This is a genomic window from Corynebacterium yonathiae (genome assembly GCF_027570195.1).
In the GTDB taxonomy this organism is placed as follows: domain Bacteria; phylum Actinomycetota; class Actinomycetes; order Mycobacteriales; family Mycobacteriaceae; genus Corynebacterium; species Corynebacterium yonathiae.
In genome coordinates, this window is record NZ_JAKMUZ010000001.1 from 142754 (window position 1) to 168140 (window position 25387).

Sequence of the window (25387 nt, forward strand, 5' to 3'; positions counted from 1 at the left end):
CGTTGTCCTCTCACCTATACGTCAACGTTCTACTTATGTTCAGCATCCCACCGGGCGACCTGCGGAAGATCGTGGCCCATGCGGTCGCGCTTTGTACGCAAGTAATCAATATTATCTGCGTGGGCTGGAGTTGCGAGTGGGGTGTGGTGGCTAGCATCCACCCCAAAACCACTCAGCCCCTCGCCCTTGTGCGGGTTATTAGTCAATAGGTTCGCAGATTCTATGCCGAGATCGCGGAGGATTTGGCCGGCTACGGAATATTCCCGCGCGTCCTCGGGCAACCCCTGTTCGAGGTTGGCATCGACGGTGTCCATACCCGCATCCTGTAGGCGATAGGCTTCCAACTTATGCAGCAGCCCAATGCCACGGCCTTCCTGGCCGCGTAGGTAAATAACCACACCACTGCCCTGCTGGCTGATAAGGCGCATGGACTCGTGCAGTTGCGGACCGCAATCGCAGCGCCGCGAGCCAAAGGCATCACCGGTAAGGCATTCCGAATGGACACGCACCATGACATCGCGAGCGCCGCGCAGTTGGGCAGGGTCCCCCGCTACCAACGCAACGTGCTCCTGGCCGTCGATGTCATGACGGTAACCAATTGCAGTGAAGTGGCCGTATTCGGTGGGAAGCTGGGTGCTTACCTGGCGGGTGACCTGAGTTTCATGATGGCGGCGCCACTCGATGAGCTGCGCAATAGAAATCATGGCCAGCCCATGCGTATCGGCAAAGCGGCGCAGTTCCGGCGAGCGAGCCATGTCCGTGGGATCATCTTCGGAAACGATCTCACACAGCACGCCCGCCGGGCGCAGGCCCGCCAAACGGGCCAGGTCAATGGAAGCCTCAGTATGGCCGTCGCGCTCCAGAACGCCGCCTGGACGAGCGCACAATGGCACCACGTGGCCCGGGCGGGTGAATTCGCCCGGAGTGGTGGTGGGGTCGGCCAAACGACGGATGGTTTCTGCGCGCGAGGTCGCAGAAATACCGGTGCTGCCCGTAGCTGCGTCTACGGTCACCGTGTAGGCAGTGCCCCGTACATCCTGGTTGACTGCCAACATCGGCGGCAGGTTCAGACGCTTGCAATCTTCTGGCAGCAATGGTGCACAGATATATCCAGAGGAATACCGCACCATGAAGGCCACGAGTTCCGGGGTTGCTAGCTCCGCGGCGAAAATCAGATCGCCTTCATTTTCGCGATCCTCGTCATCGATGACAACTACCGGCTTACCAGCGGCGATATCCGCGATGGCCTGGTCGATGGAATCAAGACGGATAGAATTATCACTCGCGCTCATAAGGTAGCAGTCTAGTCCTTAGCCCTAGGGGGTAGAGCTTCGGGGTGAAGCATCTTTTCTACATACTTAGCTAACACATCCACCTCGAGGTTCACCTCTCCTCCCACTGGCAACGAACCATGGATGGTATCGCGCAATGTGGTGGGGATTAGAGAAACCTCGAACCAGTCTGCGCCCACAGCGCTGACAGTCAGAGAGGTACCGCTGACGGCGATGGACCCCTTTTCCACAACGTAGCGATTAAGCTCGGCGGGCAGGCTAAACCTAAGAACATCCCAGTTCTCAGAGCTAGTCCTGCTCTGGAGAATAGCGGTGCCATCCACGTGGCCTTGCATGATGTGCCCGCCCAGCCTAGTGGTGGGAAGCACAGCCGGTTCCACGTTGACCGAGTCACCTTCTGCCAGGTGTGCCAGCGCGGTGCGGTCAAGGGACTCCTGCATCACGTCTGCGCAGAATACATCTGCAGAAAGTTCCGCCACGGTAAGGCATACGCCGTTGATGGCAATGGAATCGCCCAGTTCAGCCTCCGCGACGGTACGCGGGGCGAGAATACTCAAGCGCAGTGCGTCTTCCTGGGGTTCCACTGCTGCTACGGTGCCTAATTCTTGAACTAGCCCAGTAAACACTTCTAACCTTTCTAGTTATCTGCTCATCCGAGCGTCTAGCGCACGTATTCAATAAGAACATCATTACCCAACGCCTTCATTCGCACGCGTTGGAAACGGGTGGCCTCAGACAGCGTCTGGGTCACGGGGTGGGCAAGCACACCGCGGCCTTCACCTAGCAAAAGTGGCGCGATATAGGCGGAAATGGCATCGACCAAATCAGCCTTGAGAAAGCTACTGGCGAGCCCAGCGCCACCTTCTACGAGGACGTCGCGGGCCCCGCTGGCATAGAGCTCAAATAACGCTTTTTCGATACTGTCGTATTGCTCGTACCCCAACTCGCGCAGGTGGCTGGCTGCATCACCGGCCGATTCCAAATCACGCTTGCCAATAATCACGCGGCGCGGCTGATGCTCGCGCAGGCTCCCATCGCTAAAGCGCGCAGTAAGCGAGGGATTATCAGCCAGCGCCGTGCCGGTGCCTACCACGATGGCATCGCGATGAGCTCTATCGGAGTGCACCCAGTCGCGCGCTGACTCGCCTGTTATCCATTGGCTTGTTCCATCGGCCGCGGCCGTAAAGCCATCCAGCGTCTGCGCAAATTTCAAGGTGACATGCGGCCTGTGAGAGCGTACAGCAAAGAGCCAGGGCGCTAAGGCGTCATCGGCGTGCGGGGGCCGTTCTAGCTTGCCGACGCCCACTCCAGCCTCCGCCAATACCCGTGCTCCGCCGGCAGCGTGCGGGGTGGGGTCGGCGTGGAGGTAGTACACGTGCGCCACGCCGGCATCGATAAGCGCCTGCGCACACGGACCCGTACGGCCCGTATGCGCGCAAGGCTCCAAGGTGACCACAGCCGTGGCCCCGCGTGCCTTGTCTCCTGCCTCGCGCAGCGCCATGACCTCAGCATGTGCGCCACCTACGGGCTGAGTAGCGCCGACGCCCACTACCTCACCGGCCGCGGACACGATGACCGCGCCCACCGGTGGGTTCGGGCTCGTGGTTCCGCGAACCTCAGCGCCTGCGTCCATTGCGCGAGCAAGCGCTGCGGAAATGATGCTGTCCTGCAACTGCTCTCCCACTAGACACCCGCCGCCAAATTGCGCAATTGCTCTACCGTGCTGGTGGGATCTTCCGCCTTAAATACGGCCGAGCCTGCGACAAACGCATCGCATCCAGCCGCGGCGGCCGCCTCGATGGTCTCTGGGGAAATTCCGCCATCAATCTCGATGACGGTATTCAGCTTCTGCTCATCAATGCTGCGGCGCAGCAGACGAACTTTCTCCAACATCTCCGGCATGAACTTCTGCCCGCCGAAGCCAGGTTCCACGGACATGACGAGTACCTCATCGAAGTAGTGCAGCTTATCCAGCCATGGCTCAATAGCGGTGCCAGGCTTAATGGAAAAGGCCGCACGCACACCCAGCCCTCGGATGCTCTGAGCCAAGTCCACTGCCGCTTGCTCATCGGCAACAGCTTCTACGTGGAAGATAATGGTATGCGCGCCGGCCTTGGCATAAGTCTCCACCCACTTCTCGGGCTCCTCAATCATGAGGTGCACGTCCAATGGTTTATCAGTTAGCCGATGGACCGTAGCCGTGATATCTGGGCCGAAGGACAGGTTGGGCACAAAGTGCCCATCCATAATGTCCACGTGGACCCAGTCTGCGGTATCAATTGCCGTCAGTTCCTCGCCCAAACGAGAAAAATCAGCGGCCAGGATGGAAGGGGAAATAATCGGTGCGGACATGCCCACCAGTCTATCGCGATTAGTCAGCGGCGCGGCGCAATGCGGCAAAGAACATGGCATCCGTACCGTGCCGGTGCGGCCACATCTGCACGGATTTTTCGTGCCCCACATCGCCCATATCCGGAATGAGCGCGTGTGCGTCTAGCTCCGTCGCGCCGAGCTCTCGCACCGCGCGGTCCACGATGCCACGAGTCTCGCGCAAATCTGGCGAACACGTGGAATAAATGACCACACCGCCAGGACGCACCAAGTGCAACGCGGAGGACAAGAGCTCGAATTGCAGTTGATTGAGCTCGGCTATATCGGACTCAGACTTACGCCAGCGCGCCTCGGGCCGGCGACGCAGCGCGCCTAGTCCGGAACACGGGGCATCGACAAGCACGCGGTCAAACCCCTTACCCACGCCTGGATTGCGGCCATCTGCCACATGGACGTCTACAGGCAAATCGCTGACCGTTTTTTCAATCAGCGCCGCACGGTGCGGGGAGACCTCCACCGCATCAACATGCGCGGAGTCGATGCGGGCAAGCGCTCCCATCAAGGCTGCCTTTCCGCCCGGGCCAGCACATAGATCCAACCATCGGCCAGTGTCTTCGCCTTCCAGCGGCGCCTCGCATACCGCCCGGGCAATCAGCTGCGAGCCCTCATCTTGAACGGCCGCCAAACCCTGGCGCACCGGTTCCAATTGGCCGGGGTCTCCGGAGTCCATGTACACGGCATAAGGAGAATAGCGTCCCTCCTCGTTTCCGGTCATAAGCGCCAATTCCTCGGCCGAAATCTCTCCGGGACGCGCCACTAGGTGTACGGACGGCCGGTCAGAGTCCGCCGCAAGGGCGGCCTCCAGCTCCCCTAGGCCCAGCACTCGGCTAAAGGCTTCCGCAATCCAGGTGGGATGGGCATGTTTAAAAGCAATTCCAGCAATTTCCCCCTGTGGGGCGAGCTTATCCAGCCATACCTTGGCCGGCGTCCGCGTAATGGTGCGCATAATGCCATTGGCAAAGCCCTTGGCCTTAACCTCACCGGCGGCCTCCACCAAGCGAACGGTGGTATCAACGGCCGCATGGGGCTCCACGCGGGTATAGAGGACTTGATAGGTTCCCAAGCGCAGGGCATCAACCACAGCTGGCGATATCACCTCGAGACCACGCGAAGAACACTCTGCAATAACGGCATCTACGACACCAAGGGTGCGCAGCGTGCCGTAGGTGATCTCGGTGGCAAAGGCAGCGTCGCGCCCTTTGAGCTTCTGCTTACGCAGTGTCTTGGGCAAAATGAGGTTAGCGAAGGCATCGTCATCGCTTACCCTGCGCACCACGTCAAAGGCCACCGCGCGCGGCGCATCCACTCCTGCGGCTCGCGCCGCCTGAATCAGGCCGCCATCTTGGCGCTTAGCCGATCGGTGACCATGGGCATTGGCCTGACGCCCCCTCTTGTGGCTGCCACGGCCGCTTTGCTGCTGCCGCTGTGGACGGCCACCGCGGCCTTTCGAACCACCGGATTTTTGAGAGTCGTGCGGCTTGCCCTCTGGCGACTTATCGCTGGATTTGCTGCGCGAACGAAAACCACCACTCACTGGAACTTCACCTCGACATCCTTGCCCAGTCCGCGGGCCCAATCGGCCGCATTCATCATTTTCTTCCCCGGGGGCTGGATTTTACCCAATTGAACCGGCTGGGTCCCAGTACCGACGAACACGGCATTCTTGGCGATGTGCAACTGCCCGGGCTCCAGTTCCTGTGCAGCCGGGCTAGACTCATCTGGGTGGCGGACTGGACCAATTTTCACACGGGCTTCATCCCACATAGTCCATGCACCAGGCCCTGGGGTATATGCCCGAATATGCCGGTCGATGGCAAAAGCAGGTTGAGACCACTCCACGCGAGCCTGCGCGGTAGAGATTTTGTGGGCATAAGTCGCCTCGCCCTGCTGCGGCTGTGCCTCCAGCTGGCCTGCCGCCAGGCCATCCATCGTGGCGACAAGTAAATCGCCGCCAGAATAAGCAAGGCGGGTTAAAAGATCATCGGCGGTATCAGTATTCTTGATTTCCTCCGTCACGGTGCCTAGCACTGGGCCGGTATCTAGGCCTTCTTCAATGCGGAACGTCGATGCGCCGGTAATATCATCACCGGCGGCGATGGCAGCCTGCACAGGTGCCGCGCCGCGCCAGGCCGGAAGCAGGGAAAAGTGCAGGTTGACCCATCCATGTTGCGGAAGCTCTAGCAAGTCCTTGGTTACCAGATTGCCATAGGCCACCACCGGAATTGCTTCCGGTTTCAACTCCCTTAGGCGGGCACGCAGTGCCTGCCCATCCTCCGAGTCAGGCCGCAGGGTAGTTGGGGTCAGTACTTCAATGCCGTGTTCTTGGGCTAAGGCTTTCACCGGGCTGGGGTGAAGGGTGCGGCCGCGGCCCTTCTTAGCGTCTGGGCGAGTAATTACCGCCACCACCTCGTGCGACGAGGCAAGCAGCTTTTCCAAGGCCACAACGGCTGGCTCAGGGGTACCGGCAAAAATGATCCGCATGCGGGGAAACTCTCCTCTTAATGTCGTTCAGATTACTAGGCTACAACGCCGCGGCACTGCCGCCGCAGTAAGTGGGCTAAGAGGCGTTAAACCACTCAGCTGCACGGATGGCGCGCATAGCATCTTTTCTCACCGCAGCCTCGAGACGCTGCAAAAACAGCACCCCATCGAGGTGGTCCGTTTCATGCTGGATACACCGAGCCATCAGGCCTGATGCCACCATGGATACAGGGCGTCCCTCAATATCCTGGCCGGAGACAAAGACCTGGTTGAAGCGGGTGGTTTCCGCACTAATGCCGGGAATGGAAAGGCAACCTTCCGGTCCCATTTGCTGCTGTTCCCCAACCGGAGTCCAGATCGGATTAACTATGGCCCCACGCAAGCCAGATTGGGTATGCGAGCAGTCATAGACAAAAATTCGCTTGAGGATGCCTACCTGATTGGCAGCTAGCCCTACTCCCCCGGCATTTTCCATGGTCTCGAGCATATCGTTCGCCAAGGCCCGCAGGCCGGCATCAAATTTATTGATTTCCTCCGCGCGGCTGCTCAATACAGGGTCGCCGTAGACACGGATCTCTCGAAGGGACATAGCACTCACACCTTTCTGATGGCACCGAGACCAAGCCGGCCGACGATAGCTGGTTTCCTCAGTCGAGATTAGCGCATTGTCATTGTCTACCTTTTACGGCTATCCCACATGGATGGGGTCAACTACGATACGAAGTGGCAAGTCATCCTTGCGGGCGCTGCGCGCCGCATTGGCGCTGCGCAAAGCACGCCCCAGTTGAGCTCTGGGCCCCAGCGGGGTGCGGACTACCAACCGCTGTGGTGGACCAAAGCGCCCGCTATCATAGTCGCCGGGCAAACTATGCTCTGGTGGAAGGGGAACTGGGCCCAAGATCTCCGCATGCTCCGGCAGATCCACAAGCTCGGCAAAGCCATCCAAAGAGGCATCCGCGCCGTCAATGGCGGCGAAATGCACCGCAGGCGGAAAGCGTACTTCGCGTCGAGCAGCTAGCTCTGCTGCCGCGGCGCCCACCATATCCCAGCGCAGGAAATGCTGGACCACCGTGAGAGATTCATCAGCCGCCAGGATTACCCGTCCGCCTTTAAAATGCGGCTGCACCAGCGTAGCCGCTTGCGCCCACTTCGCTAGAGTATCCTCAGTGGCGCGCAGATCCTGCCGGTTAAGCAATGCCCCGGCGTCCAAAAGCAGTGCCGCACCATAGGCACCATCTTTTACTTTCGGCTCGGCGCCTGGGGTGGCAATGACTAGCCCTGGAGTATTCTCCACCTCATCGAGCACCTTGTTTCCACCCGAGACCACCACCCGGGTATGGGGAAAGGCACGGCCCAATTCCTCCGCGGTGCGCTCCGATCCCAAGACGATGGCACGCAGGCGCGGGGAACCACATTCTGTGCACCGATGCCGCGCTTCGATTCGGCCGCACCAGCGACAGGTAGGCATTCCCGCCTCTTCAGCGCCGCCTTCGCTTGCCGACGTCCCCTTAGGCGGCAACCCCAATGGCCCATTGCAATGCCGACAACGAGCCGGTGCACGGCACTGGCCACACGCCAATATGGGAGCGTATCCCTTACGCGGTACCTGGACCAGCACCGGTTCTCCCCTATCCAGCGCCTGGTGGGCTGCCTGAAAGGCCTGTGCCTGCACTTTTGTGGTGCCACCCTGTAGATCGCGGCCGATCGATAGCCCGTATGGCCCCACGGCTTCAATAGCCGGGCAACGCGCGCCGATGGTTTGCTCTTTGGCCACCACATCATGCGCCCAACCTGATTCTACGAGGAGCTGCGTTTCCGCCGTCCGCGAATGGTTTGCCAGGACCATACTGCAGCCTTCGAAAGCAGAGCGGGTGGTCAGCACTTCCCTGGCGTGAACATAAGGCTTGAGGTTATCGACTAAGTTATCGTTGCCATCATCCAGGATCACCACCAGTTGTAGGTCTTTGACGGGGGCAAAGGCGGCCGACCTAGTACCTACTACCACGCGCGCCTGGCCCACTAGCGCCGACAGGTAACGGCGGTAGCGAGCCTGCGGGCCCATACTATTGGTGAGCACCGTAATCTGCTTCGGTCCAAGCACGCGGCGAAGAGCGGAGTCTAAGGCATCAACATTCTTTTGGTCTGGGGCGACTAGGAGCACCCCGCCTCCCCCTAGCGCTACCTTGGCCGCGAGCGCGGCCAGCGCATGAGCCCAATCATCACCCGGGGCGATCTGCCAGCCGGCGCGAGCGAGCTTGCCGCCTAGAATCGAATCTACGAAGGCTTCGCCATGCTGATAGGCCGACCATCCCGAAAGGTCAGGCTCGCTCGTGGTGCCGAGTTCCTCCCAGGGGGTCTCTAAATCGGATTCCTCTGCTTTGGCGTGGCGCGGCGGAATAGCGGAGCGAATAATGTCCGAGCGCACTCCCCCATAGCGGTCTGCTAGGGCGTCGATAAGCCGGGCAATCTGCGGCGGATAAACCTGAAACGGTGAGATAATGCGCTCAATAAAGCGCAGGTTGCCGCCAAATTCAGAATCATGCAGGCGCTCTAGCACTATCGCATCAACCAAGCGGCCATTAAAGCGGATGCGAACCTTAACACCTGGCTGAACTTCCTGCGAATCGTCCTCTTCGACAAGGTAGTCAAAGCCCCGGTCCAGGTGAGCGACCCCCAAAAGTGGCAACACCCGCGCAACCGGTTTCCGGGTGGCGGGTGTTTTCTTAGGCATAGGCCTAGATTCTACAGACCGGCGGCAGCACGCAAAGCTTCCACTCGGTTCAATTGCTCCCACGGCAGCTCAACGTCGGTGCGGCCAAAGTGACCGTAGGCCGCAGTCTGCGCGTAGATGGGGCGCAGCAGGTCGAGCTCGCGAATAATCGCGGCCGGACGCAGGTCGAATACCTGATTTACCGCAGCCTGGATATTCGCATCGCTAAGGCCTTCCTTGGCAGTACCGAAGGTCTCCACGTACAGGCCCACCGGCTTAGCGCGGCCAATTGCATAGGCAACCTGGACTTCGGCACGATCTGCCAAACCAGCAGCGACAATATTCTTAGCCACCCAGCGCATGGCATAGGCAGCAGAGCGGTCCACCTTGCTCGGATCCTTGCCGGAGAAAGCACCGCCGCCGTGGCGAGCCATGCCACCGTAGGTGTCGACGATGATCTTTCGGCCAGTAAGGCCAGCATCGCCCATCGGCCCGCCAAGGATAAAGGAGCCGGAGGGGTTGACCAGCAGCGTCGTGTCTTCGGTGTAGAACTTGTCTAAGCCGGCGTCCTTGATAACCCACTCGAGGACCTCGCTGCGCAACGGGCCTTCCAACCAAGCGCTATCGACCGCGGCATCATGCTGTGTAGAGATAACGACGGTATCTAGATGGGAAGGCTCGTTGTCGTCGGTATAAGCAAAGGTCACCTGAGTCTTTCCATCCGGGCGCAGGTGATCGACAATGCCTTCCTTGCGCACCTGCGTCAGGCGGCGGGACAGGCGATGTGCCAAGGCAATGGGCAAGGGCATAAACTCGGCAGTTTCATTAGAGGCATAGCCGAACATCAGCCCCTGGTCACCAGCACCAGCGGTATCGTTTTCAGCGTCATAATCCTCATCATGAGCACGAGCCTCCGTAGAGTTATCCACGCCAGCACCGATTTCTTGGGACTGCTCGCCGATGGCGATATTCACGCCACAGGTATTGCCGTCAAAGCCCACCTCGGACGAAGTAAAGCCGATGGACTTGAGAGTATCGCGAACTAGCGCCGGGATTTCTACGTAGGCATCGGTGCGCACCTCACCCACTACGTGGACCTGGCCGGTGGTTACCAATGTTTCCACAGCGACGCGGGATGCTGGATCCTTTTCCAGCAGGGCATCAAGGATGGCGTCAGAAATGGCGTCACAAATCTTATCGGGATGACCTTCCGTAACGGACTCGCTGGTAAAAAGACGAGTTGCCACTGCAGCGTTATCAGTCACAAAAACTTCCTTCGTGCTCGCTATTGATTCAATGCTGTGGGGTTTTCTACGCCCAAGCCTAATACCCAACAAGCCTAGACCAAGCGGTCTATAAATGCAATTTTAGTTGTCTACCCGTGAAACATTTCATTCACAGCGGAAAGGATCTGTGCGGCCACAACCTGTTTAGAGCCATGCTCCACGCGTTGAGGCTCAGAATCGGGCCGCAAAATCCATCCTTCATTCGACTTTTGGCCAAAGGTCTTTGCCCGACCGACCTCATTAGCCATAAGCACATCACAGCCTTTGCGAATAAACTTTTCTTGGGCGTATTCCAAAGCCGACTTGTGGGCATCCCCCGTTTCGGCGGCAAACCCTACAATCACGCAGTCTGCGGGAAGCTCTGAGCGCTCGCGCGCGGCGACCAACCCTTTGAGTACATCCGGGTTTTCCACCAAATGAAGAGTCGACAGCGCCTCGTCCGCCTGTCCCTTCTTCATCTTTGATTCAGCTATCTCCGCGGGGCGGTAATCAGAAACAGCGGCGGCCATAATCACCACGTCCGCATCGCGTGCCTCCTCGTGCATCGCCTCCTCCAATTCACGCGTGGAGACAATTCGGCGCACCTTCGCGCCAGAAGGCACAGGAAGCTGTGCAATATTACCGGCAACGAGGGTGACATCTGCCCCCATTTGGGCCGCCCATTCTGCAAGCGCGAACCCCTGCCTGCCAGAAGAGCGATTGCCCAAGTATCGCACCGGATCCAGTTCTTCCTGGGTTCCACCGGCTGATATGACTACCTTCTTTCCCTGCCACGTATGTTGTACTCGGTAACCCGCTAGTTCTGTACGGATGATTTCTGCGATCTGCTCCGGCTCTGGAAGGCGACCTGGTCCAGAATCTTTGCCAGTCAAACGCCCATGGGCAGGCTCGATTACGGTAATACCGCGACGTCGCAAAGTAGCGACGTTGTCCTGTGTAGCCGGGTTGTGCCACATTTCCGTGTGCATGGCTGGGGCAACGATAACTGGGCACGTGGCTACCAACACGGTCGCTGTAAGCAGGTCATCGGCCCGCCCTGCAGCCAACCGTGCGATAAGGTCCGCAGTTGCCGGCGCAATAACCACCGCATCAGCATGCTGCCCCACATTGACGTGCTGGACCTCGTCCACGGCCGAAAAAACACTGGTGGAGACTGGATGACCAGAAAGGGCCTCAAAAGTAGCAGCACCCACGAAGTTCAAGGCGCTTTCTGTGGGGACGATGCGCACGTCATCGCCGGCTTCCTTAAGTTCGCGCACAAGGTGGCAAGCTTTGTAGGCAGCAATGCCGCCGGCGACGCCCAGGACAATATTGCGAGAAGTATCTTTATCAGTCACACCGCACGATGCTACCTGGCAGCATAGAGAAAGGCTCCACCCACCGCGACGGTAGGTACACCCTAAACCGGGATGCACGTCCGTCACGGCGCGTGGAGCCTTGCAGCTATTACACGCTTGCGCTAGTTACTTGCCTTCCTCATGGTCAAGCAGACCAGCGTCAATCTCGCGCAATGCGATGGACAAAGGCTTTTCGCCTGGCTCTGGAGTAACCAGCGGGCCTACGAACTCGAAGACACCTTCATCTTGCTCTTGGTAGTAGCTATTGATCTGGCGTGCGCGCTTAGCGGCAAAGATGACCAAAGCGTACTTAGAGGAAACCTTGTCCAAAAGCTCATCGATCGGGGGATCAGTAATACCGATCGGATCATCAAATACTGGCTCCGCCTTTGCGGCTTCAGTGTTAGAAGGGGTGGTCACGTTAGTCACATGCACCTTTACATTGATTGAAGATGGTCAAAAAGAAGGTCTATGCCTGCAGGATATCACTAATGGCAGCTACTGCCTCGTCCAGATCCTCGTTCACGACGACGTGATCGAACTCGTCCTGTGCGGCTAGTTCCTCATGCGCAGTTTGCAACCTACGGTCAATGACGTCTTGCGGCTCGGTACCGCGGCCGGTGAGCCGCTCCACAAGTACCTCCCATGACGGGGGCGCCAAAAAGACCAGGTCTGCCTCCGGCAGAGCTTTCTTAACACTCCTAGCACCCGCGAGATCAACCTCTACGAGTACCGGGCGGCCTGCGGCCAAAGCTTCCTCCACCGGCTGGGCGGGTGTTCCAGACCGCTGCAATCCACCGTGGATATCTGCCCATTCGAGCATCTCTCCGGCGTCGATTCGCTGCTGGAAGGTTTCTGGGGTGACGAAGAAATAGTCGACACCGTCCTGCTCCCCGGGGCGAGGCTGACGCGTGGTCATAGACACGCTGAAATAAAGCCCCTCGACGTCACTGCGCAGACGCGAAACTACGGTGGATTTTCCCACTGCGGATGGCCCCGCCAGAACGACGAGGCGACCGCGTGCAGTTGCGTCAGCCATGGTTGTGACTATTCGCCGTAGCCGAAACGCTCGAGCAGAGCACGACGCTGACGCTCACCCAAGCCGCGCAGACGACGGGTCTGAGCGATCTCTAGGTCTTCCATGATTTCCTTAGCCTTGACCTTGCCAACCTTCGGCAGAGCCTCGAGGAGTGCAGAAACCTTGGTCTTGCCGATGATCTCATCGGTCTCAGCCTTTTCGAGCACGTCCTTCAGGTCGGTCTCGCCACGCTTGAGTGCAGCCTTGAGCTCGGCGCGAGCCTTGCGGGCCTCAGCAGCCTTTGCGAGAGCTTCCTTGCGCTGCTCATCAGTCAACTTTGGAAGGGCCACGGGTTTCCTCCGATTCATTAGATTGATTCTGTTACGTCTAGTACTTAGTACCAGATTACGGTTGCCTTACGCAGTAAATACACTGCGGAAAGTCATCAATAACCTTCGGACAAACCGACTTCTGGCAATCCTAGCACTGCTCATTGAACGGTGACGATTAGCGGGTCCAAAAGCACGCCTATTTTAGCACGTCACCGCGCATGCTTTAAACAAAGTACCAGGTAAACGGCGCAGCCGTTAATCGGCCACGCCGTCTCATTTAGTCCCGGAACTCTTCTGCTACCCGAACGACCGATTTACGCAGGTCAGCTACATCAGGGCCCTGCTCCAGCACTGCGCGGGACACGTTCGCAAATCCCAGGGACGGACGAGCAGAAACAATACTGTGCACCTGCTCTGGACCAGCTCCTTGAGCACCAACGCCAGGCAGAAGTACCGGGCCATTGAGTGCATCGAGGCGCGGGGGATTGTCCAAGGTAGCGCCAACGACTACCCCGATATCTCCCGGACTACCGGTCTTGTGTGCCGCTACATTGTAGGAAGCGCATTCATCGACCACGCCCTGCGCGATTGTGCTCTCCTCGCCTACTGGCACCGCCTGGATTGCGCGCGCCTCTGGGTTGGAGGTAGCCGCCAGGACCAAAACTCCGCGGCCGGTCGCCTCGGCCTTAGCAAATACAGGCCCCAGCGCCCCGACGCCCAAATAGGGCGACACGGTAACGGAGTCCGCACGCAGGGGCGAAGCCTCGTCTAGCCACGCATCTGCGTAGCCGGCCATGGTGGAGCCAATATCGCCGCGCTTGGCATCTGCAACGGTCAGGCACCCCACTTCTCGCAGGGCCGTCAAGACGTCCTCGAGGACCGCGAAGCCCTGCGAACCAAAGCGCTCGAAGAAGGCAACCTGCGGCTTTACCAAGGCGGCGGTATCGCTAAAGGCTTCTACGCAGCGCATGCTGAAGGTCCGCAGACCATCAGCCGTGGGCTCCAGTCCCCACTTTTCCAGAAGGTACGGATGCGGATCTATACCCACACAGAGGCGACCACGCTCCTGGCCGGCTGCCTCAAGCAGCACGCCGAATCCTTTAGTTTTGTGGGCCATGCTCAAGCTCCTGAAGCGCGCGCACCTGCAGGTTGCCAATGCGCATAGCTTCGATGCCCTGGACTGCTGCGGTTACGCCTTGCACGGTGGTCACCAGCGGGATCTCCATGTGCACGGCCGCGGCGCGAATATCGTAACCGTCGTGGCGCGCACCTGCAGAGCCCGCTGGAGTGTTGAGAATCCAGTCGATTTCACCGTTGAAGATCTTATCCACGATGGACTCTTCGCCTTCTTTAGCCTCGGAGACCTTGGCGGCAACCTCGCACTCGATGCCATTGCGGCGCAGCATCTGCGCCGTACCGGCGGTAGCGACGATGTTGTAGCCCATGTGGGCCAAGCGCTGGATCGGGAAAATCAGGGTGCGCTTGTCGCGGTTGGCGACGGAGACGAAGATAGTGCCCTCCGTAGGCGGCACGGCAAAGGCAGCAATCTCGCCCTTGGCATAGGCCGCACCAAAGTTGGTCGCCAGGCCCATGACCTCACCAGTGGATTTCATTTCCGGCGACAGCAGCGTATCGAGCAAGCTGCCATCGGGGCGACGGAAGCGGTTAAATGGCAAGACCGCTTCCTTGACTGCAATCGGGTGCTCCAGCGGCAGGGAACCACCATCATATTCGGAAGGAATCATGCCCTCGGCGCGCAGCTCTGCGATGTTAGAGCCCATCATGACGCGAGAAGCTGCCTTAGCTAGAGGAACGCCGGTTGCCTTGGAAACGAACGGTACCGTACGGGAAGCACGTGGGTTGGCCTCGATGACGTAGAGAATATCGTCCTTCAAGGCGAACTGAACATTCATCAGGCCCTTGACTCCAATGCCCTCTGCTAGAAGCCGGGTGGAGGTGCGGACCTTTTCAATGTCCTCTGGTCCCAGCGTCATAGGCGGCAGAGCACAGGAAGAGTCACCCGAGTGGATGCCGGCTTCCTCGATGTGCTCCATCACACCGCCCAGGTAGACCTCGTTGCCGTCGCAGAGTGCGTCAACGTCGATCTCGATGGCGGAGTCTAGGAAGCGGTCCACCAAGACCGGGTGGTCCGGGGAAAGCTCGGTAGCACGCTCGATGTAGTCTTCCAGCGCCCTTTCGTCGTAGACGATCTCCATTCCGCGGCCACCCAAGACATAGGACGGGCGGACCAATACTGGGTAGCCGATGGAGGAGGCAACCTCGCGCGCCTCAGCAAAGGAGGTGGCAGTACCATACTCTGGCGCCGCCAATCCTGCCTCGTCGAGGACCTTGCCGAACTCGCCGCGGTCCTCAGCGGAATCAATAGCTGCAGGGCTGGTGCCAACAACGGGAACTCCTGCTTCCTCCAGACGCGCCGCAAGACCCAGCGGAGTCTGACCGCCGAGCTGGACGATGACGCCCGCGACATCACCGGAAGCAGCCTCCGCGTGGTAGACCTCCATAACATCCTCGAAGGTCAACGGCTCGAAGTAGAGACGGTCCGCGGTGTCATAGTCGGTAGAGACGGTCTCTGGGTTGCAGTTGACCATCACGGTCTCATAGCCCTGCTCGGATAGCTCGAGGGCGGCGTGTACGCAGGAATAGTCAAACTCGATACCTTGACCGATGCGGTTCGGGCCAGAGCCCAAAATGATGACCTTGCCCTTAGAGCCTTCCGGTGCCGGGCGGACCTCGGTCTCGGCATCCGGATCAAGCTCATAGGTGCTGTAGTGGTATGGGGTCTGTGCCTCAAACTCGCCGGCACAGGTGTCAACGGTCTTGTAGACAGGGCGAATGCCCATGCGCCAACGCAGGCTGCGTACGCCATCTTCACCGTTGAATTCGGGGCGGAGGGCGGCAATCTGGGCGTCGGAAAGCCCAAAGACCTTGGCTTCGCGCAGCAGTTCCTCGGTGAGCACTGGGGCATCGATAAGCTCCTGGCGGAAGGCCACCAAGGTGGACAGCTCAGCAATGAACCACGGGTCAACGCCAGAAGCCGCATGGACCTCGTCTACCGACGCCCCGAGGCGCAGAGCCAGTTCAATGTCGTACATGCGGCCTTCGGTCGGGCGCTCCAGATCCTTGAGCACGGCCTGCAGGTCAGTGGAGCGCTCACCGGCGAAGTACTCATCTGGCTTGGTCCAGAAGCCATTGGGCTTGTTTTCCAAAGAACGCATGACCTTGTTCAAGCCCGCGATGTAATTGCGGCCGATACCCATGGCCTCGCCCACCGACTTCATGGTGGTGGTCAAGGTGTCATCGGCGCCCGGGAACTTCTCAAAGGCAAAGCGTGGAGCCTTGACAATGACGTAGTCCAAAGTGGGCTCGAAGGCAGCTTTGGTCTCGCCGGTAATGTCGTTTTGTACTTCGTCCAAGGTGTAGCCGATGGCGAGCTTGGCAGCCAGCTTCGCAATCGGGAAACCGGTGGCCTTGGAGGCCAACGCGGAGGAACGAGACACGCGCGGGTTCATCTCGATGACGATGATCCGACCGTCTTCCGGATTTACTGCGAACTGGATATTGCAGCCGCCGGTATCGACGCCGACCTCGCGAATAATAGCGATGCCCAAGTCGCGCATCTTCTGGAACTCACGGTCAGTCAGGGTCAGTGCTGGGGCAACCGTAACGGAATCGCCGGTGTGCACGCCAAGGGCGTCAACGTTTTCGATGGAGGCAACAACCACGACATTGTCATCGCCATCACGCATGAGCTCGAGCTCGTATTCCTTCCAGCCAAGGATGGACTCCTCAATTAGGACATTGGCCTCGGGGGAGGCGGCCAGGCCGCCGCCGGCAATGCGGTCTAGGTCCTCATTATTGAAGGCCAGACCAGAGCCCAGACCACCCATGGTGAAAGAAGGGCGTACAACTACGGGCAGTCCGAGCTTGTCGACGGTCTCGTGGACCTCATCCATGTTGTGGCACACTGCGGAGCGGGCGGACTCGCCGCCGATGGAGGCAACGATATCCTTGAACTTCTGACGGTCCTCGCCACGCTCGATGGCGTCGATATCGGCACCGATGAGCTCAATGCCGTACTTGTCCAGGATTCCTTGACGGTCCAGCTGAACTGCAGCATTCAGGGCGGTCTGGCCACCCAGGGTGGCCAGCACGGCGTCGATGGGGTGTCCCTCTTCGCGCTCCTTGACCAAAATCTTCTCGATGTATTCCGGCTCAATGGGCTCGACGTAGGTGTGGTCTGCGAACTCGGGGTCCGTCATGATGGTGGCCGGGTTGGAGTTGACCAGGGTTACTCGCAGGCCTTCCTCCTTGAGCACGCGGCAGGCCTGGGTGCCGGAATAATCGAACTCGCAGGCCTGGCCAATGACGATCGGGCCGGAGCCGATGACCAGGACGTGGTTGATGTCGTTGCGCTTTGGCATAGTTATTCTTCCTCTTCCTGGTTGTCTACTTATTCGGGGTGTGGTTAGTCATCAGTTCTTCGAACTGATCAAAAAGTGGGTTGGCGTCGTGCGGACCCGCTGCAGATTCGGGGTGATATTGCACCGAGTAGGCCATGCCGTTCTTCAAAGCAACGCCCTCCACCGTGTCGTCATTGAGGCAGATGTGGGTAATCTGCGCGGGGCCAAAGTCCGTAGCGAACTCGGCGTCCTTATTGTCTAGGTCATAGCCCTCCGGCGCCTTGAGTGCGAAGCCGTGATTCTGGGAGGTGATGTCGATCTTGCCGGTCACGTTATTGCGCACCGGCACGTTGATGCCACGGTGGCCGAACTTCATCTTGTAGGTGTCCAGGCCAAGCGCGCGGCCCAGAAGCTGGTTGCCAAAGCAGATGCCGAAGAACGGGATCTTGGCTTCGAGCACCTGCTTGATGATGCCCACCATTTCGTCGGCCGTAGCTGGGTCGCCCGGGCCGTTGGAGACGAACACGCCATCCGGGTTATAGGACTGCACCTTGTCAAAAGAGGTATTTGCGGGCACGACGATGGTTTCGATGCCGCGTTGGGAGAAGTAGCGCGGGGTTGCGGTCTTAACACCCATGTCGAAGGCAACGACGGTGTATTTCTTCTCCCCTACGGCCTCAACCGTGTACGGCTCGTCGGTAGAAACCTCCGCGGCGAGATCGGCGCCCTCCATAGAGTCCTGGGACTTAACTTCCTCGAGCAGCTCCTCTACCGGGCGCTTCGCATCTGCTCCGGAGAAAAGGCCGGCGGCAATGGAGCCGTAGTTGCGCAGGTGGCGTACCAAGGTGCGGGTATCGATGCCGCGAATACCGATGACGCCCTGCTTTTCCATCTCTTCACTCAGGCTGCGCTCTGCGCGCCAGTTGGATACGCGCTGCGCGAGGTCACGGATAACGAGGCCAGCAACCCAAATACGGTTGCCGTGGGACTCATTATCCTCGTCATTCCACCCGGTATTGCCAATATGCGGCGCTGCGGAAACCACAATCTGGCGGTGGTAGGACGGGTCCGTCATGGTTTCCTGGTAGCCGGTCATCGCCGTGGTAAATACGGCCTCACCCAAGGTGGTGCCGGTGGCACCAAAGCCATAACCGCGGAAGGTGCGCCCGTCCGCGAGAACGAGGATTGCTGGGGTTCTATCAGTCACGTCGTGGCCTTTCTCTGCCATATAGGTGGTCTCAGTGTGCAAGGTTAGTCTTCTTCGGAGGCTGCCAAGTCAAAAGTGACGGCGCCACGCAAAATGGTGTGGGTAACGCGGGCGCCGAACTCTTCACCTGCATAAGGGTTGTTTTCGGACTTGGATGCCAGCTTGGAGGAATCAGAAACCCAGTGGTGGTCTGGGTCCACAATGGTCAAGTTAGCTGGCTCGCCTTCTGCGATGGGACGGCCATGCCCCGGCAGGCGGGTGATTTCTGCAGGGCGCTCGGACATGACGCGGGCGACAAAGCGCCAATCGGCCAGCCCGGTCTCGACGAAGATTTTGGCGATAACGGCCAGGGAAGATTCCAGGCCCAACATGCCTGGGCGGGCATTTTCAAACTCCACGCACTTGTCTTCGGAGCCGTGCGGGGCATGGTCAGTGGCCACGCAGTCGATGGTGCCGTCGAGCAGCGCCTGGCGCAGGGCTTCGGTATCGCGCTTCTCGCGCAACGGCGGGTTGACACGGAAGAGGCCATCGTAGGTGCGCAGCTTGTCGTCGGTCATCAACAGGTGGTGCGGGGTGACCTCAGCGGTCAGCGGGATGTCCTGCTCCTTGGCCCACTTGAGCAGCTCCACGGTGCCCAGGGTGGAAGCGTGACAAATGTGCACGCGATTGCCATAGTCGCGCGCCAAGAGTGCATCGCGGGCCACAATGGATTCTTCCGCCACGCGCGGCCAACCGCGCAGGCCTAGCTTGGCTGCGGTCTCGCCTTCGTGCGCTGAAGCACCGCCGGTCATGCGGTCGTCCTCGGCGTGCTGAGCCAGCAGCACATTCATACCCTTGGCGTATTCCAAAGCACGACGCATCAGCTGCGGATCCTGGACGCATTTGCCATCATCGGAGAACATGCGCACCTTGGCATCCGAGCGAGCCATCATGCCGAACTCTGTAAGGGTCTTGCCTTCCAGGCCCTTGGTAATGGAGCCCACTGGGTGGACGTCGCACAGCGCCAGTGCTTGGGACTTCGCCCACACGGATTCCGCGATGATTGGCTGATCGGTTACCGGGTTGGTATTGGCCATGGTGAATACGGCGGTAAAACCACCCTTGGCAGCCGCCTTCGAACCGGTCTCGATGGTTTCGGTGTCCTCACGGCCGGGCTCGCGCAGGTGCACGTGCATATCTACGAGCCCCGGTAGAAGAACGTTGCCGTCGCCATTGATGACCTTAGCGTCTTGTGCCTCCACGTCACCGCCAATGGCCGAAATAACGCCATCTTTAACCAGCACATTGGTGGGCTCGCCTTCACCGTACAAGCGCACATTCTTAATCACGAGTGGGGATTCCGCCGGCGCGGAAAGGCGACCGGTTTCCGGGTAAGTAGTCATTTTCTCTCCCTAAGGTTGATTGCGGGTCGCGGTATTAAAAGCCGGCGTTTTCGCCATTGGTCAGCAGGGTAAACAGCACCGCCATGCGGGCGTGCACACCGTTGTGTACCTGCTGTAGGACGGCGGTTTTATCCAAATCAGCCACGCCATAGTTGATCTCCATGCCGCGCAGCATAGGGCCAGGGTGCATGACAATGGCGTCTTTGTGCATTGCCGCCGCGCGGTCCTTGGACAAGCCAAAGAGGTTGGCGTATTCGCGGTGGGATGGGAAGAAGCCGCCATTCATTCGTTCTTGCTGCACGCGCAGCATCATCACGACATCGGCCTCGGCGATCTCTGCATCAAAGTCATAGGACACGCGCACTGGCCACTTATCTACCCCAAAGGGCATGAGGGTAGCTGGACCTACAAGGGTTACCTCAGCACCGAGCGTGGTGAGCAAATCCACGTTGGAGCGCACCACGCGCGAGTGCAGGCAATCGCCCACAATCTTTACTTTGAGACCAGCAAAGCCTTGCTCGCCGTGCAAGCCAAGTCGTTGGCGCATGGTTACCGCATCAAGCAGTGCCTGCGTTGGGTGCTGGTGGGCGCCGTCGCCCGCGTTAATAACGGATGGGCCCTTGCCCTCAGGGGCTACCCACTGAGCGAGCTGCTGCGGAGCGCCAGAAGAAGGGTGACGCATAATAATTGCGTCTGCTCCAATGGCGGCCAGGGTAAGGCCAGTATCTTTGAGGGACTCGCCCTTTTTCACTGAAGAATTAGAGGCAGACAGGTTAATTACGTCTGCAGACATCCATTTGCCGGCTGTTTCAAAGGAGGAACGGGTGCGAGTGGAGTTTTCATAAAAGAGCGTATAGATGGTGCGCCCGCGCAAGGTGGGAAGCTTTTTAACTTCGCGGCCTTCGAGGGCCTCGCGGAAGCGATCTGCTTCATCCATCAGGCCGATAATTTCAGACTTATCGAGCTCCGCCATATCGATGAGGTGCTTCATGGTTATGCCTCCCCCTTCTCAGTGCCTGCGGCATCGAGGTTGGCGGCGGCTCGGGTCAGCACGACCGCATCTCGACCGTCAATCTCACTATTATATACGGTGACGTCTTCTTCTCGCGCGGTAGGCAGGTTCTTGCCCACGTAATCTGCGCGGATGGGAACCTCGCGGTGGCCGCGGTCTACCAGGACTGCGAGCTGGATAATGTCGGGCCGGCCCACGTCGCTTAGCGCGTCAAGGGCGGCGCGAATGGTGCGGCCGGAATACAAAACATCATCAACCAGGATGACAATCGCGTTATCGATACCACCGGTAGGAATGGTGGTGGGTTGCAATGCGCGATGCGGCTTATTGAGCAAATCATCGCGGTAGAGGGTGATATCGAGGGAGCCCCATGGGACTTCTACCCCGGAAAATTCTGCGATCTTAAGTGCAAGACGCTGTGCTAGCGGCACGCCACCAGAGGGAATGCCAAGCAGAATGACCCGCGGGGCCTCCGCGGAATCGAGCGCCGTTTTTTCAATAATCTGGTGCGCGATGCGTGCAACGGTACGCGAGACATCATCGGAGCTTAAAAGCTCCAATTGTTTCGCGGTAGCGTTAGTTTCACTCATCGTGACCTCCTTCCCCGCCTCACGGTGCGGTCTTTAAAGGATGCCGGTAGATGGTCTCAAAAGTGTCTAGGGTGTTAGACACAAGATACTTTAGCACTCCACCCGCCATTCGGGTGCGGCAACCCAGAAAGGTACTTCGACGGTGAGTTTTTCCGCACAGCACGTCGTCCCTGCTCCGCGCACAGATGTCTGGGCCTGGCATACCCGCCCGGGTGCCCTCACCCGGCTCAACGCCCCGTTTGCCTTTATGACCCCAGTGCAACAGGCAAAGAACCTGGGGAATGGCACTTCCATTCTGCGCTTGCCGGGCGGCCTGCAGTGGAAGGCCCAGCATGTGTTGTCTCGTTACCAGGAGGGCTATTCCTTTAGTGATGAGTGCGTCAATTCCCCGCTGCGCCAGCTGATCCAGTGGCGCCATACGCACACTTTTGCCGAGGATCCGGCCGGTACCCGGGTAACGGATGAGGTGGACACGCGGGTTCCTTCCGCCGCATTGAAATCAGTCTTTGCTTATCGTCAGCATCAGCTGATTGAAGACTTTGCTTTCTTCAAGCGCCTGCGCGATGCGGGACTTAATATCCAACCATTGACCATTGCGATGACAGGTTCGCGCGGCAGTGTCGGCACGGCGCTTACTGCGCAGCTACGCACCGCCGGCCATACAGTGATCCAACTCGTGCGTGGTAAGGCGGGCAGTGGCCAACGCCATTGGAATACCAACTTCCCCGATCCGCACTTATTAGACGGCGTGGACGTCCTTGTCCATCTTGCTGGCGAGCCCATCTTCGGCCGGTTCAACGAGGAGCACAAGGCTGCTATCCTCGATTCCCGCGTGGGCCCCACCGAAAGCCTAGCCCGACTGGCGGGGGCTACGCCTTCCGTGCACACCATGGTCTGCGCCTCCGCCGTGGGTTTTTACGGCGCTGACCGGGGCGATGAGATTCTCACTGAGGACTCCGCGCCTGGCGACGGCTTCCTCGCTAATGTCGTGCGCCAGTGGGAGGGCGCCTGCGAACCCGCCCGCGCAGCGGGCACCCGCGTAATCAATATCCGCACCGGGATCGCTATGGCGGGCAACTCCGGGCTTTTGCCCCTCTTGCGCGCGCTCTTTTCGACGGGCCTGGGTGGCCCCTTTGGCGATGGCAATTTTTGGTTTAGCTGGGTTGCCATCGATGACCTCACGGATACCTATTTCCGCGCCATCGTGGTTGATTCGCTTTCCGGCCCGGTTAATGCGACCTCCCCCAATCCTGTACTCAATAAGGATTTTGTTGCTGCATTGGGCAAAGAGCTCCACCGACCAGCTATTGTGCCTGTACCTTCCTTTGGTCCTGCGCTTTTGCTCGGGCGCGAGGGCGCCCAGGAGTTAGCCTTGGCAGAGCAACGCGTAGCACCCACCGTGCTCACCCAGCTCGGTCATACCTTCCGCTACCCCACTATCGATGCCGCCTTGGCGCATGAATTGGGCGGCGAAAGCCTGGTGTAGTTGCGGTCAGCCGCCCCCCAGCAGGGAGCCGTGGAAAAAACGTTCCTAGGGGCGGACCACGCAGCCGTAATTCACTAAACCGGCAACAACTCTGATGCCTCCCCGACCACGCTGACTAGCAGCATGTCGCGCGCACGCGAAGCCGCAACATAAAGCAGCGCACGCTCGCGCTGCAGCGCTTCGTCGGCTTCGGCGGGGGCGAGCCCTTTAAATAGGTAGCGCTGAGGGAGGGCCTCGGCGCTGACGTCGAGGAGGATGACGTGCGTGAACTCTAAGCCTTTGGCATTGTGCATCGTCATGACTGCCACTGGGCGCTCCGTGGAGGTGCGGCGGCCAGCACTGACGGCTACGTCGTGCTCACCCAATTGGCGGGCAATTTCTTCACCACGCTGATTGGTGCGGGTAAGTACGCCGATGGAAACATCTTCTTCGCCTTGGGTCCAGTCCTTGATGTGCTCAGCCAACCTTGCTGCTTCCTCTGCTTTGGACGCCGAATGCAGCACAATAGGTGCAGGCCCCTGGCGCACTGAGTGGTACCCGGTGAGCTCATCCACGTCCTCTTCAGAGTCCACCCATTCGGTTCCCTCCAGAATCGCGGTGGCATAGCCTAAGTTCTGCGCGGTGGTGCGATAGTTCACGCGCAGCTTCGAGGAAGCGCGCCCGCGGGTTTCGATCCCATAGTTGCGCAGTACGAGGCGCTGGCCGTAGATGCGTTGGTGGGAGTCTTCGGCAATGAAGATGTCATTCGGGCCGCGCTTGGCCACCGCGCGTAGGAACTTCCAGTGGCCGGCATGGAAGTCCTGGGCTTCGTCGATAAGCACGTGATCAAACATGCCTTCCGTGCCGGTACGGTGTTCCACAATGTGCGCCGCCACCGCCGCTGCGGCAGGATAGGTCAGCCGGGAAATGGAGGCGCATCCGTCATGGAAGTACTCCACAATCGCCCACACTGCCTTGCGCTCAGCCCTGGTCAGTGGTGTACCCCGGCCAGTGCGGCGCGCACGCAAGTAGGATTTTTCATCCTTGATTCCCTGCGTCAGAATCACAGCGGAATACTCCTGGGAGAGGAATGTCGGGTGGGACTTCTCAGTCGGTAGCTTTCCGCCTTTGAGCTCTGCTGCTTCTTGCCATAGGCGCTTTTCCTCGACGCCATCTAAGCCACTGGGGAGGAAGTCCGCCTCAATGCCCAACGCATCCTTCAACGCTGCCGCGCGCTCGGTGGATTGTGCGTTCTTAAGCACGCTAAAGACCAGCGCATCGACACCGCTAATCCATAGCCCCGGCGCGCCATGCACGGGGGCCTCCAGGAAGGTGGGATAGAGCTCGTTCATCTGTGCCTTGAGCGCGGTGGCGAGCTCCCGTGTGTAGGTGGTGAGGAAGACTCGGGCCTTAGGATTCTTCTTGAGCAGGTGCTTCGTGCGGTGCACCACCACCACGGTCTTGCCGGTACCCGCACCACCGGTCACACGCGCGGAACCGGAGTGCTCCGCCTCTACGGCGCGGCGCTGGCTCGGGTGCAGGTACACGCGCCACTGTGCGAAGGAGCCTTGCAGGATGGCGTCGAGTTCTTCCTCCCCGGGGTCGGTGACAAAGTCGCGCTGCGCGGCTGGCGAGGTAATGCTTTCTACCAAGGCCTTATCGGAGTCAGTATCCTCCACCGTGATGCGCTCCAGGCCGAGGTCCTCGCGCACCTCCTCGATGCTCATTCCTGCCAGCAGGCCCACCACCGCGTCGAGTTCCCACGCCGCCACAGTCACCAGCGTGGCTTCCAGCTGCGCCACGGTGTCGGCGGTCTCGAGCAGCGCTACCGTGTCCGGTGATAGTCCGAGCTCATCGGTGAGCGCTCGCTTGTCGACGTCCACCATGTCCCACGGCCGCACCTTCTCCTGCTCCGCCGCGGGGGCTAACGGCGCGCCCTCAGTCTCCGCAGCATCAGCGCGCTCCGCGTTGGCAGAGGCTTCCTCCGCTTCTTGTTTAGCGCGCTGTTCTGCCACCATCTCCGCCGCGAGCTTCTTAGCGCGCGATTGAATTTCTTCCTCCGACAGGGCTCCCGTCTCCGCCTGCGAATCCGCATCCACCAATTGCGGCACACCGGAAACGCCGTTGACCACGAAGGTCTTCGAGGTCGCTAGTGCATATGCATCGTCGTGATTGAGGATGTCGATGATGACGAACTGCTGGAGGTTCTCGGAATGCAGCTCAAAAAGCACCGCTCGGTATTTTTGCGTCACCCGTGCTGTACGCACGCGCTTATCGGCGGCGCCTTGTACGGGTTCGACGTGCAGGGAAGGATTCGTGGGATCCTTGAGCAGCTTCTCATAAAACGCCAGGACCTGGCTACGGATGCTGGGATCGTAGGTAAACGTGCGGTAGAACGATACGCTCGTTGCCATCGCGTGTCCTTTCGTGGAGGTCAGTAAACGGGTGGAGGAAACGGATACG

General features: G+C 59.4%; 21 protein-coding genes. 1 reads left to right on the plus strand and 20 read right to left on the minus strand.

The features are described 5' to 3' along the window. Positions 1–29: 29 nt before the first annotated feature. From L8V22_RS00695 to pyrR, 19 genes are all read right to left on the minus strand, one after another. Positions 30–1292: a bifunctional 3,4-dihydroxy-2-butanone-4-phosphate synthase/GTP cyclohydrolase II gene (locus L8V22_RS00695; RefSeq protein WP_238800860.1), complete on the minus strand. Its 1263-nt coding sequence runs from the start codon at positions 1290–1292 to the stop codon at positions 30–32. Between the two features lie 11 nt (positions 1293–1303). Then, the gene (locus tag L8V22_RS00700) at positions 1304–1918 is read right to left on the minus strand and encodes a riboflavin synthase (RefSeq protein ID WP_238800858.1); all 615 of its coding nucleotides are present in this window, start codon (positions 1916–1918) and stop codon (positions 1304–1306) included. A gap of 35 nt (positions 1919–1953) precedes the next feature. Further along, positions 1954–2976, minus strand: coding sequence for a bifunctional diaminohydroxyphosphoribosylaminopyrimidine deaminase/5-amino-6-(5-phosphoribosylamino)uracil reductase RibD (gene ribD, locus L8V22_RS00705; protein ID WP_238800856.1), 1023 nt, complete (start codon positions 2974–2976; stop codon positions 1954–1956). Then, the gene (gene rpe / locus L8V22_RS00710; protein WP_238800854.1) at positions 2976–3644 is read right to left on the minus strand and encodes a ribulose-phosphate 3-epimerase; all 669 of its coding nucleotides are present in this window, start codon (positions 3642–3644) and stop codon (positions 2976–2978) included. The genes ribD and rpe overlap by 1 nt, the downstream gene beginning before the upstream one ends. Before the next feature lie 19 nt (positions 3645–3663). Further along, the gene (locus L8V22_RS00715) at positions 3664–5217 is read right to left on the minus strand and encodes an RsmB/NOP family class I SAM-dependent RNA methyltransferase (protein WP_238800852.1); all 1554 of its coding nucleotides are present in this window, start codon (positions 5215–5217) and stop codon (positions 3664–3666) included. After that, entirely contained in the window at positions 5214–6164 is a 951-nt protein-coding gene (gene fmt, locus L8V22_RS00720; RefSeq protein ID WP_238800850.1) for a methionyl-tRNA formyltransferase, read from the minus strand. Before fmt ends, L8V22_RS00715 begins: the two co-directional genes overlap by 4 nt. 76 nt (positions 6165–6240) lie before the next feature. Then, a complete protein-coding gene (def, locus tag L8V22_RS00725; protein ID WP_238800842.1) occupies positions 6241–6753 on the minus strand; it encodes a peptide deformylase in 513 nt (170 codons plus the stop codon). A gap of 99 nt (positions 6754–6852) precedes the next feature. Then, positions 6853–8895 carry a primosomal protein N' gene (locus L8V22_RS00730; RefSeq protein ID WP_238800840.1) on the minus strand — a complete coding sequence of 681 codons (2043 nt, stop codon included), beginning with the start codon at positions 8893–8895 and terminating at the stop codon, positions 6853–6855. An 11-nt stretch (positions 8896–8906) separates the two neighbouring features. Then, positions 8907–10139 (minus strand): methionine adenosyltransferase, encoded by a 1233-nt coding sequence (gene metK / locus L8V22_RS00735; protein WP_238800838.1) that lies wholly within the window; start codon positions 10137–10139, stop codon positions 8907–8909. A 110-nt stretch (positions 10140–10249) separates the two neighbouring features. After that, positions 10250–11497, minus strand: coding sequence for a bifunctional phosphopantothenoylcysteine decarboxylase/phosphopantothenate--cysteine ligase CoaBC (gene coaBC / locus L8V22_RS00740; protein WP_238800836.1), 1248 nt, complete (start codon positions 11495–11497; stop codon positions 10250–10252). 126 nt (positions 11498–11623) lie between these two features. After that, positions 11624–11926: a DNA-directed RNA polymerase subunit omega gene (gene rpoZ / locus L8V22_RS00745; RefSeq protein ID WP_005324891.1), complete on the minus strand. Its 303-nt coding sequence runs from the start codon at positions 11924–11926 to the stop codon at positions 11624–11626. A 40-nt stretch (positions 11927–11966) separates the two neighbouring features. Continuing rightward, positions 11967–12536: a guanylate kinase gene (gene gmk / locus L8V22_RS00750; RefSeq protein ID WP_238800833.1), complete on the minus strand. Its 570-nt coding sequence runs from the start codon at positions 12534–12536 to the stop codon at positions 11967–11969. A gap of 8 nt (positions 12537–12544) precedes the next feature. Further along, positions 12545–12865, minus strand: coding sequence for an integration host factor, actinobacterial type (gene mihF, locus L8V22_RS00755; protein WP_005328460.1), 321 nt, complete (start codon positions 12863–12865; stop codon positions 12545–12547). Positions 12866–13124: 259 nt separating this feature from the next. After that, positions 13125–13964: an orotidine-5'-phosphate decarboxylase gene (gene pyrF / locus L8V22_RS00760; protein WP_238800831.1), complete on the minus strand. Its 840-nt coding sequence runs from the start codon at positions 13962–13964 to the stop codon at positions 13125–13127. Then, positions 13948–17289 (minus strand): carbamoyl-phosphate synthase large subunit, encoded by a 3342-nt coding sequence (gene carB, locus L8V22_RS00765; protein ID WP_238800829.1) that lies wholly within the window; start codon positions 17287–17289, stop codon positions 13948–13950. The genes pyrF and carB overlap by 17 nt, the downstream gene beginning before the upstream one ends. A 25-nt stretch (positions 17290–17314) precedes the next feature. After that, positions 17315–18496 carry a glutamine-hydrolyzing carbamoyl-phosphate synthase small subunit gene (gene carA / locus L8V22_RS00770; RefSeq protein WP_238800960.1) on the minus strand — a complete coding sequence of 394 codons (1182 nt, stop codon included), beginning with the start codon at positions 18494–18496 and terminating at the stop codon, positions 17315–17317. 23 nt (positions 18497–18519) lie between these two features. Continuing rightward, a complete protein-coding gene (locus L8V22_RS00775) occupies positions 18520–19857 on the minus strand; it encodes a dihydroorotase (RefSeq protein ID WP_238800827.1) in 1338 nt (445 codons plus the stop codon). 34 nt (positions 19858–19891) lie between these two features. After that, complete coding sequence (locus L8V22_RS00780) at positions 19892–20848, minus strand: aspartate carbamoyltransferase catalytic subunit (RefSeq protein WP_238800824.1); 957 nt, start codon at positions 20846–20848, stop codon at positions 19892–19894. A 2-nt stretch (positions 20849–20850) separates the two neighbouring features. Continuing rightward, on the minus strand, positions 20851–21459 hold the full coding sequence (gene pyrR / locus L8V22_RS00785) for a bifunctional pyr operon transcriptional regulator/uracil phosphoribosyltransferase PyrR (RefSeq protein ID WP_238800821.1): 609 nt from the start codon (positions 21457–21459) through the stop codon (positions 20851–20853). Between the two features lie 142 nt (positions 21460–21601). On the opposite strand from pyrR, the gene L8V22_RS00790 reads away from it, so the two are divergent. After that, a complete protein-coding gene (locus L8V22_RS00790; RefSeq protein WP_238800819.1) occupies positions 21602–22945 on the plus strand; it encodes a TIGR01777 family oxidoreductase in 1344 nt (447 codons plus the stop codon). A 74-nt stretch (positions 22946–23019) separates the two neighbouring features. On the opposite strand, the gene L8V22_RS00795 is transcribed toward L8V22_RS00790, so the two are convergent. Then, positions 23020–25338 (minus strand): 3'-5' exonuclease, encoded by a 2319-nt coding sequence (locus tag L8V22_RS00795; protein WP_238800818.1) that lies wholly within the window; start codon positions 25336–25338, stop codon positions 23020–23022. Positions 25339–25387 lie beyond the last annotated feature (49 nt).

Excerpts from the sequence above, each read along its gene's own strand:
- L8V22_RS00730 (WP_238800840.1), bottom strand. The coding sequence starts at position 8,895 with ATGCCTAAGAAAACACCCGCCACCCGGAAACCGGTTGCGCGGGTGTTG.
- pyrF (WP_238800831.1), bottom strand. The coding sequence starts at position 13,964 with ATGGCCCACAAAACTAAAGGATTCGGCGTGCTGCTTGAGGCAGCCGGC.
- carB (WP_238800829.1), bottom strand. The coding sequence starts at position 17,289 with ATGCCAAAGCGCAACGACATCAACCACGTCCTGGTCATCGGCTCCGGC.
- pyrR (WP_238800821.1), bottom strand. The coding sequence starts at position 21,459 with ATGAGTGAAACTAACGCTACCGCGAAACAATTGGAGCTTTTAAGCTCC.
- carA (WP_238800960.1), bottom strand. The coding sequence starts at position 18,496 with ATGGCAGAGAAAGGCCACGACGTGACTGATAGAACCCCAGCAATCCTC.
- fmt (WP_238800850.1), bottom strand. The coding sequence starts at position 6,164 with ATGCGGATCATTTTTGCCGGTACCCCTGAGCCAGCCGTTGTGGCCTTG.
- gmk (WP_238800833.1), bottom strand. The coding sequence starts at position 12,536 with ATGGCTGACGCAACTGCACGCGGTCGCCTCGTCGTTCTGGCGGGGCCA.
- L8V22_RS00795 (WP_238800818.1), bottom strand. The coding sequence starts at position 25,338 with ATGGCAACGAGCGTATCGTTCTACCGCACGTTTACCTACGATCCCAGC.
- rpe (WP_238800854.1), bottom strand. The coding sequence starts at position 3,644 with ATGTCCGCACCGATTATTTCCCCTTCCATCCTGGCCGCTGATTTTTCT.
- L8V22_RS00695 (WP_238800860.1), bottom strand. The coding sequence starts at position 1,292 with ATGAGCGCGAGTGATAATTCTATCCGTCTTGATTCCATCGACCAGGCC.
- L8V22_RS00775 (WP_238800827.1), bottom strand. The coding sequence starts at position 19,857 with ATGACTACTTACCCGGAAACCGGTCGCCTTTCCGCGCCGGCGGAATCC.
- L8V22_RS00780 (WP_238800824.1), bottom strand. The coding sequence starts at position 20,848 with ATGAAGCACCTCATCGATATGGCGGAGCTCGATAAGTCTGAAATTATC.
- def (WP_238800842.1), bottom strand. The coding sequence starts at position 6,753 with ATGTCCCTTCGAGAGATCCGTGTCTACGGCGACCCTGTATTGAGCAGC.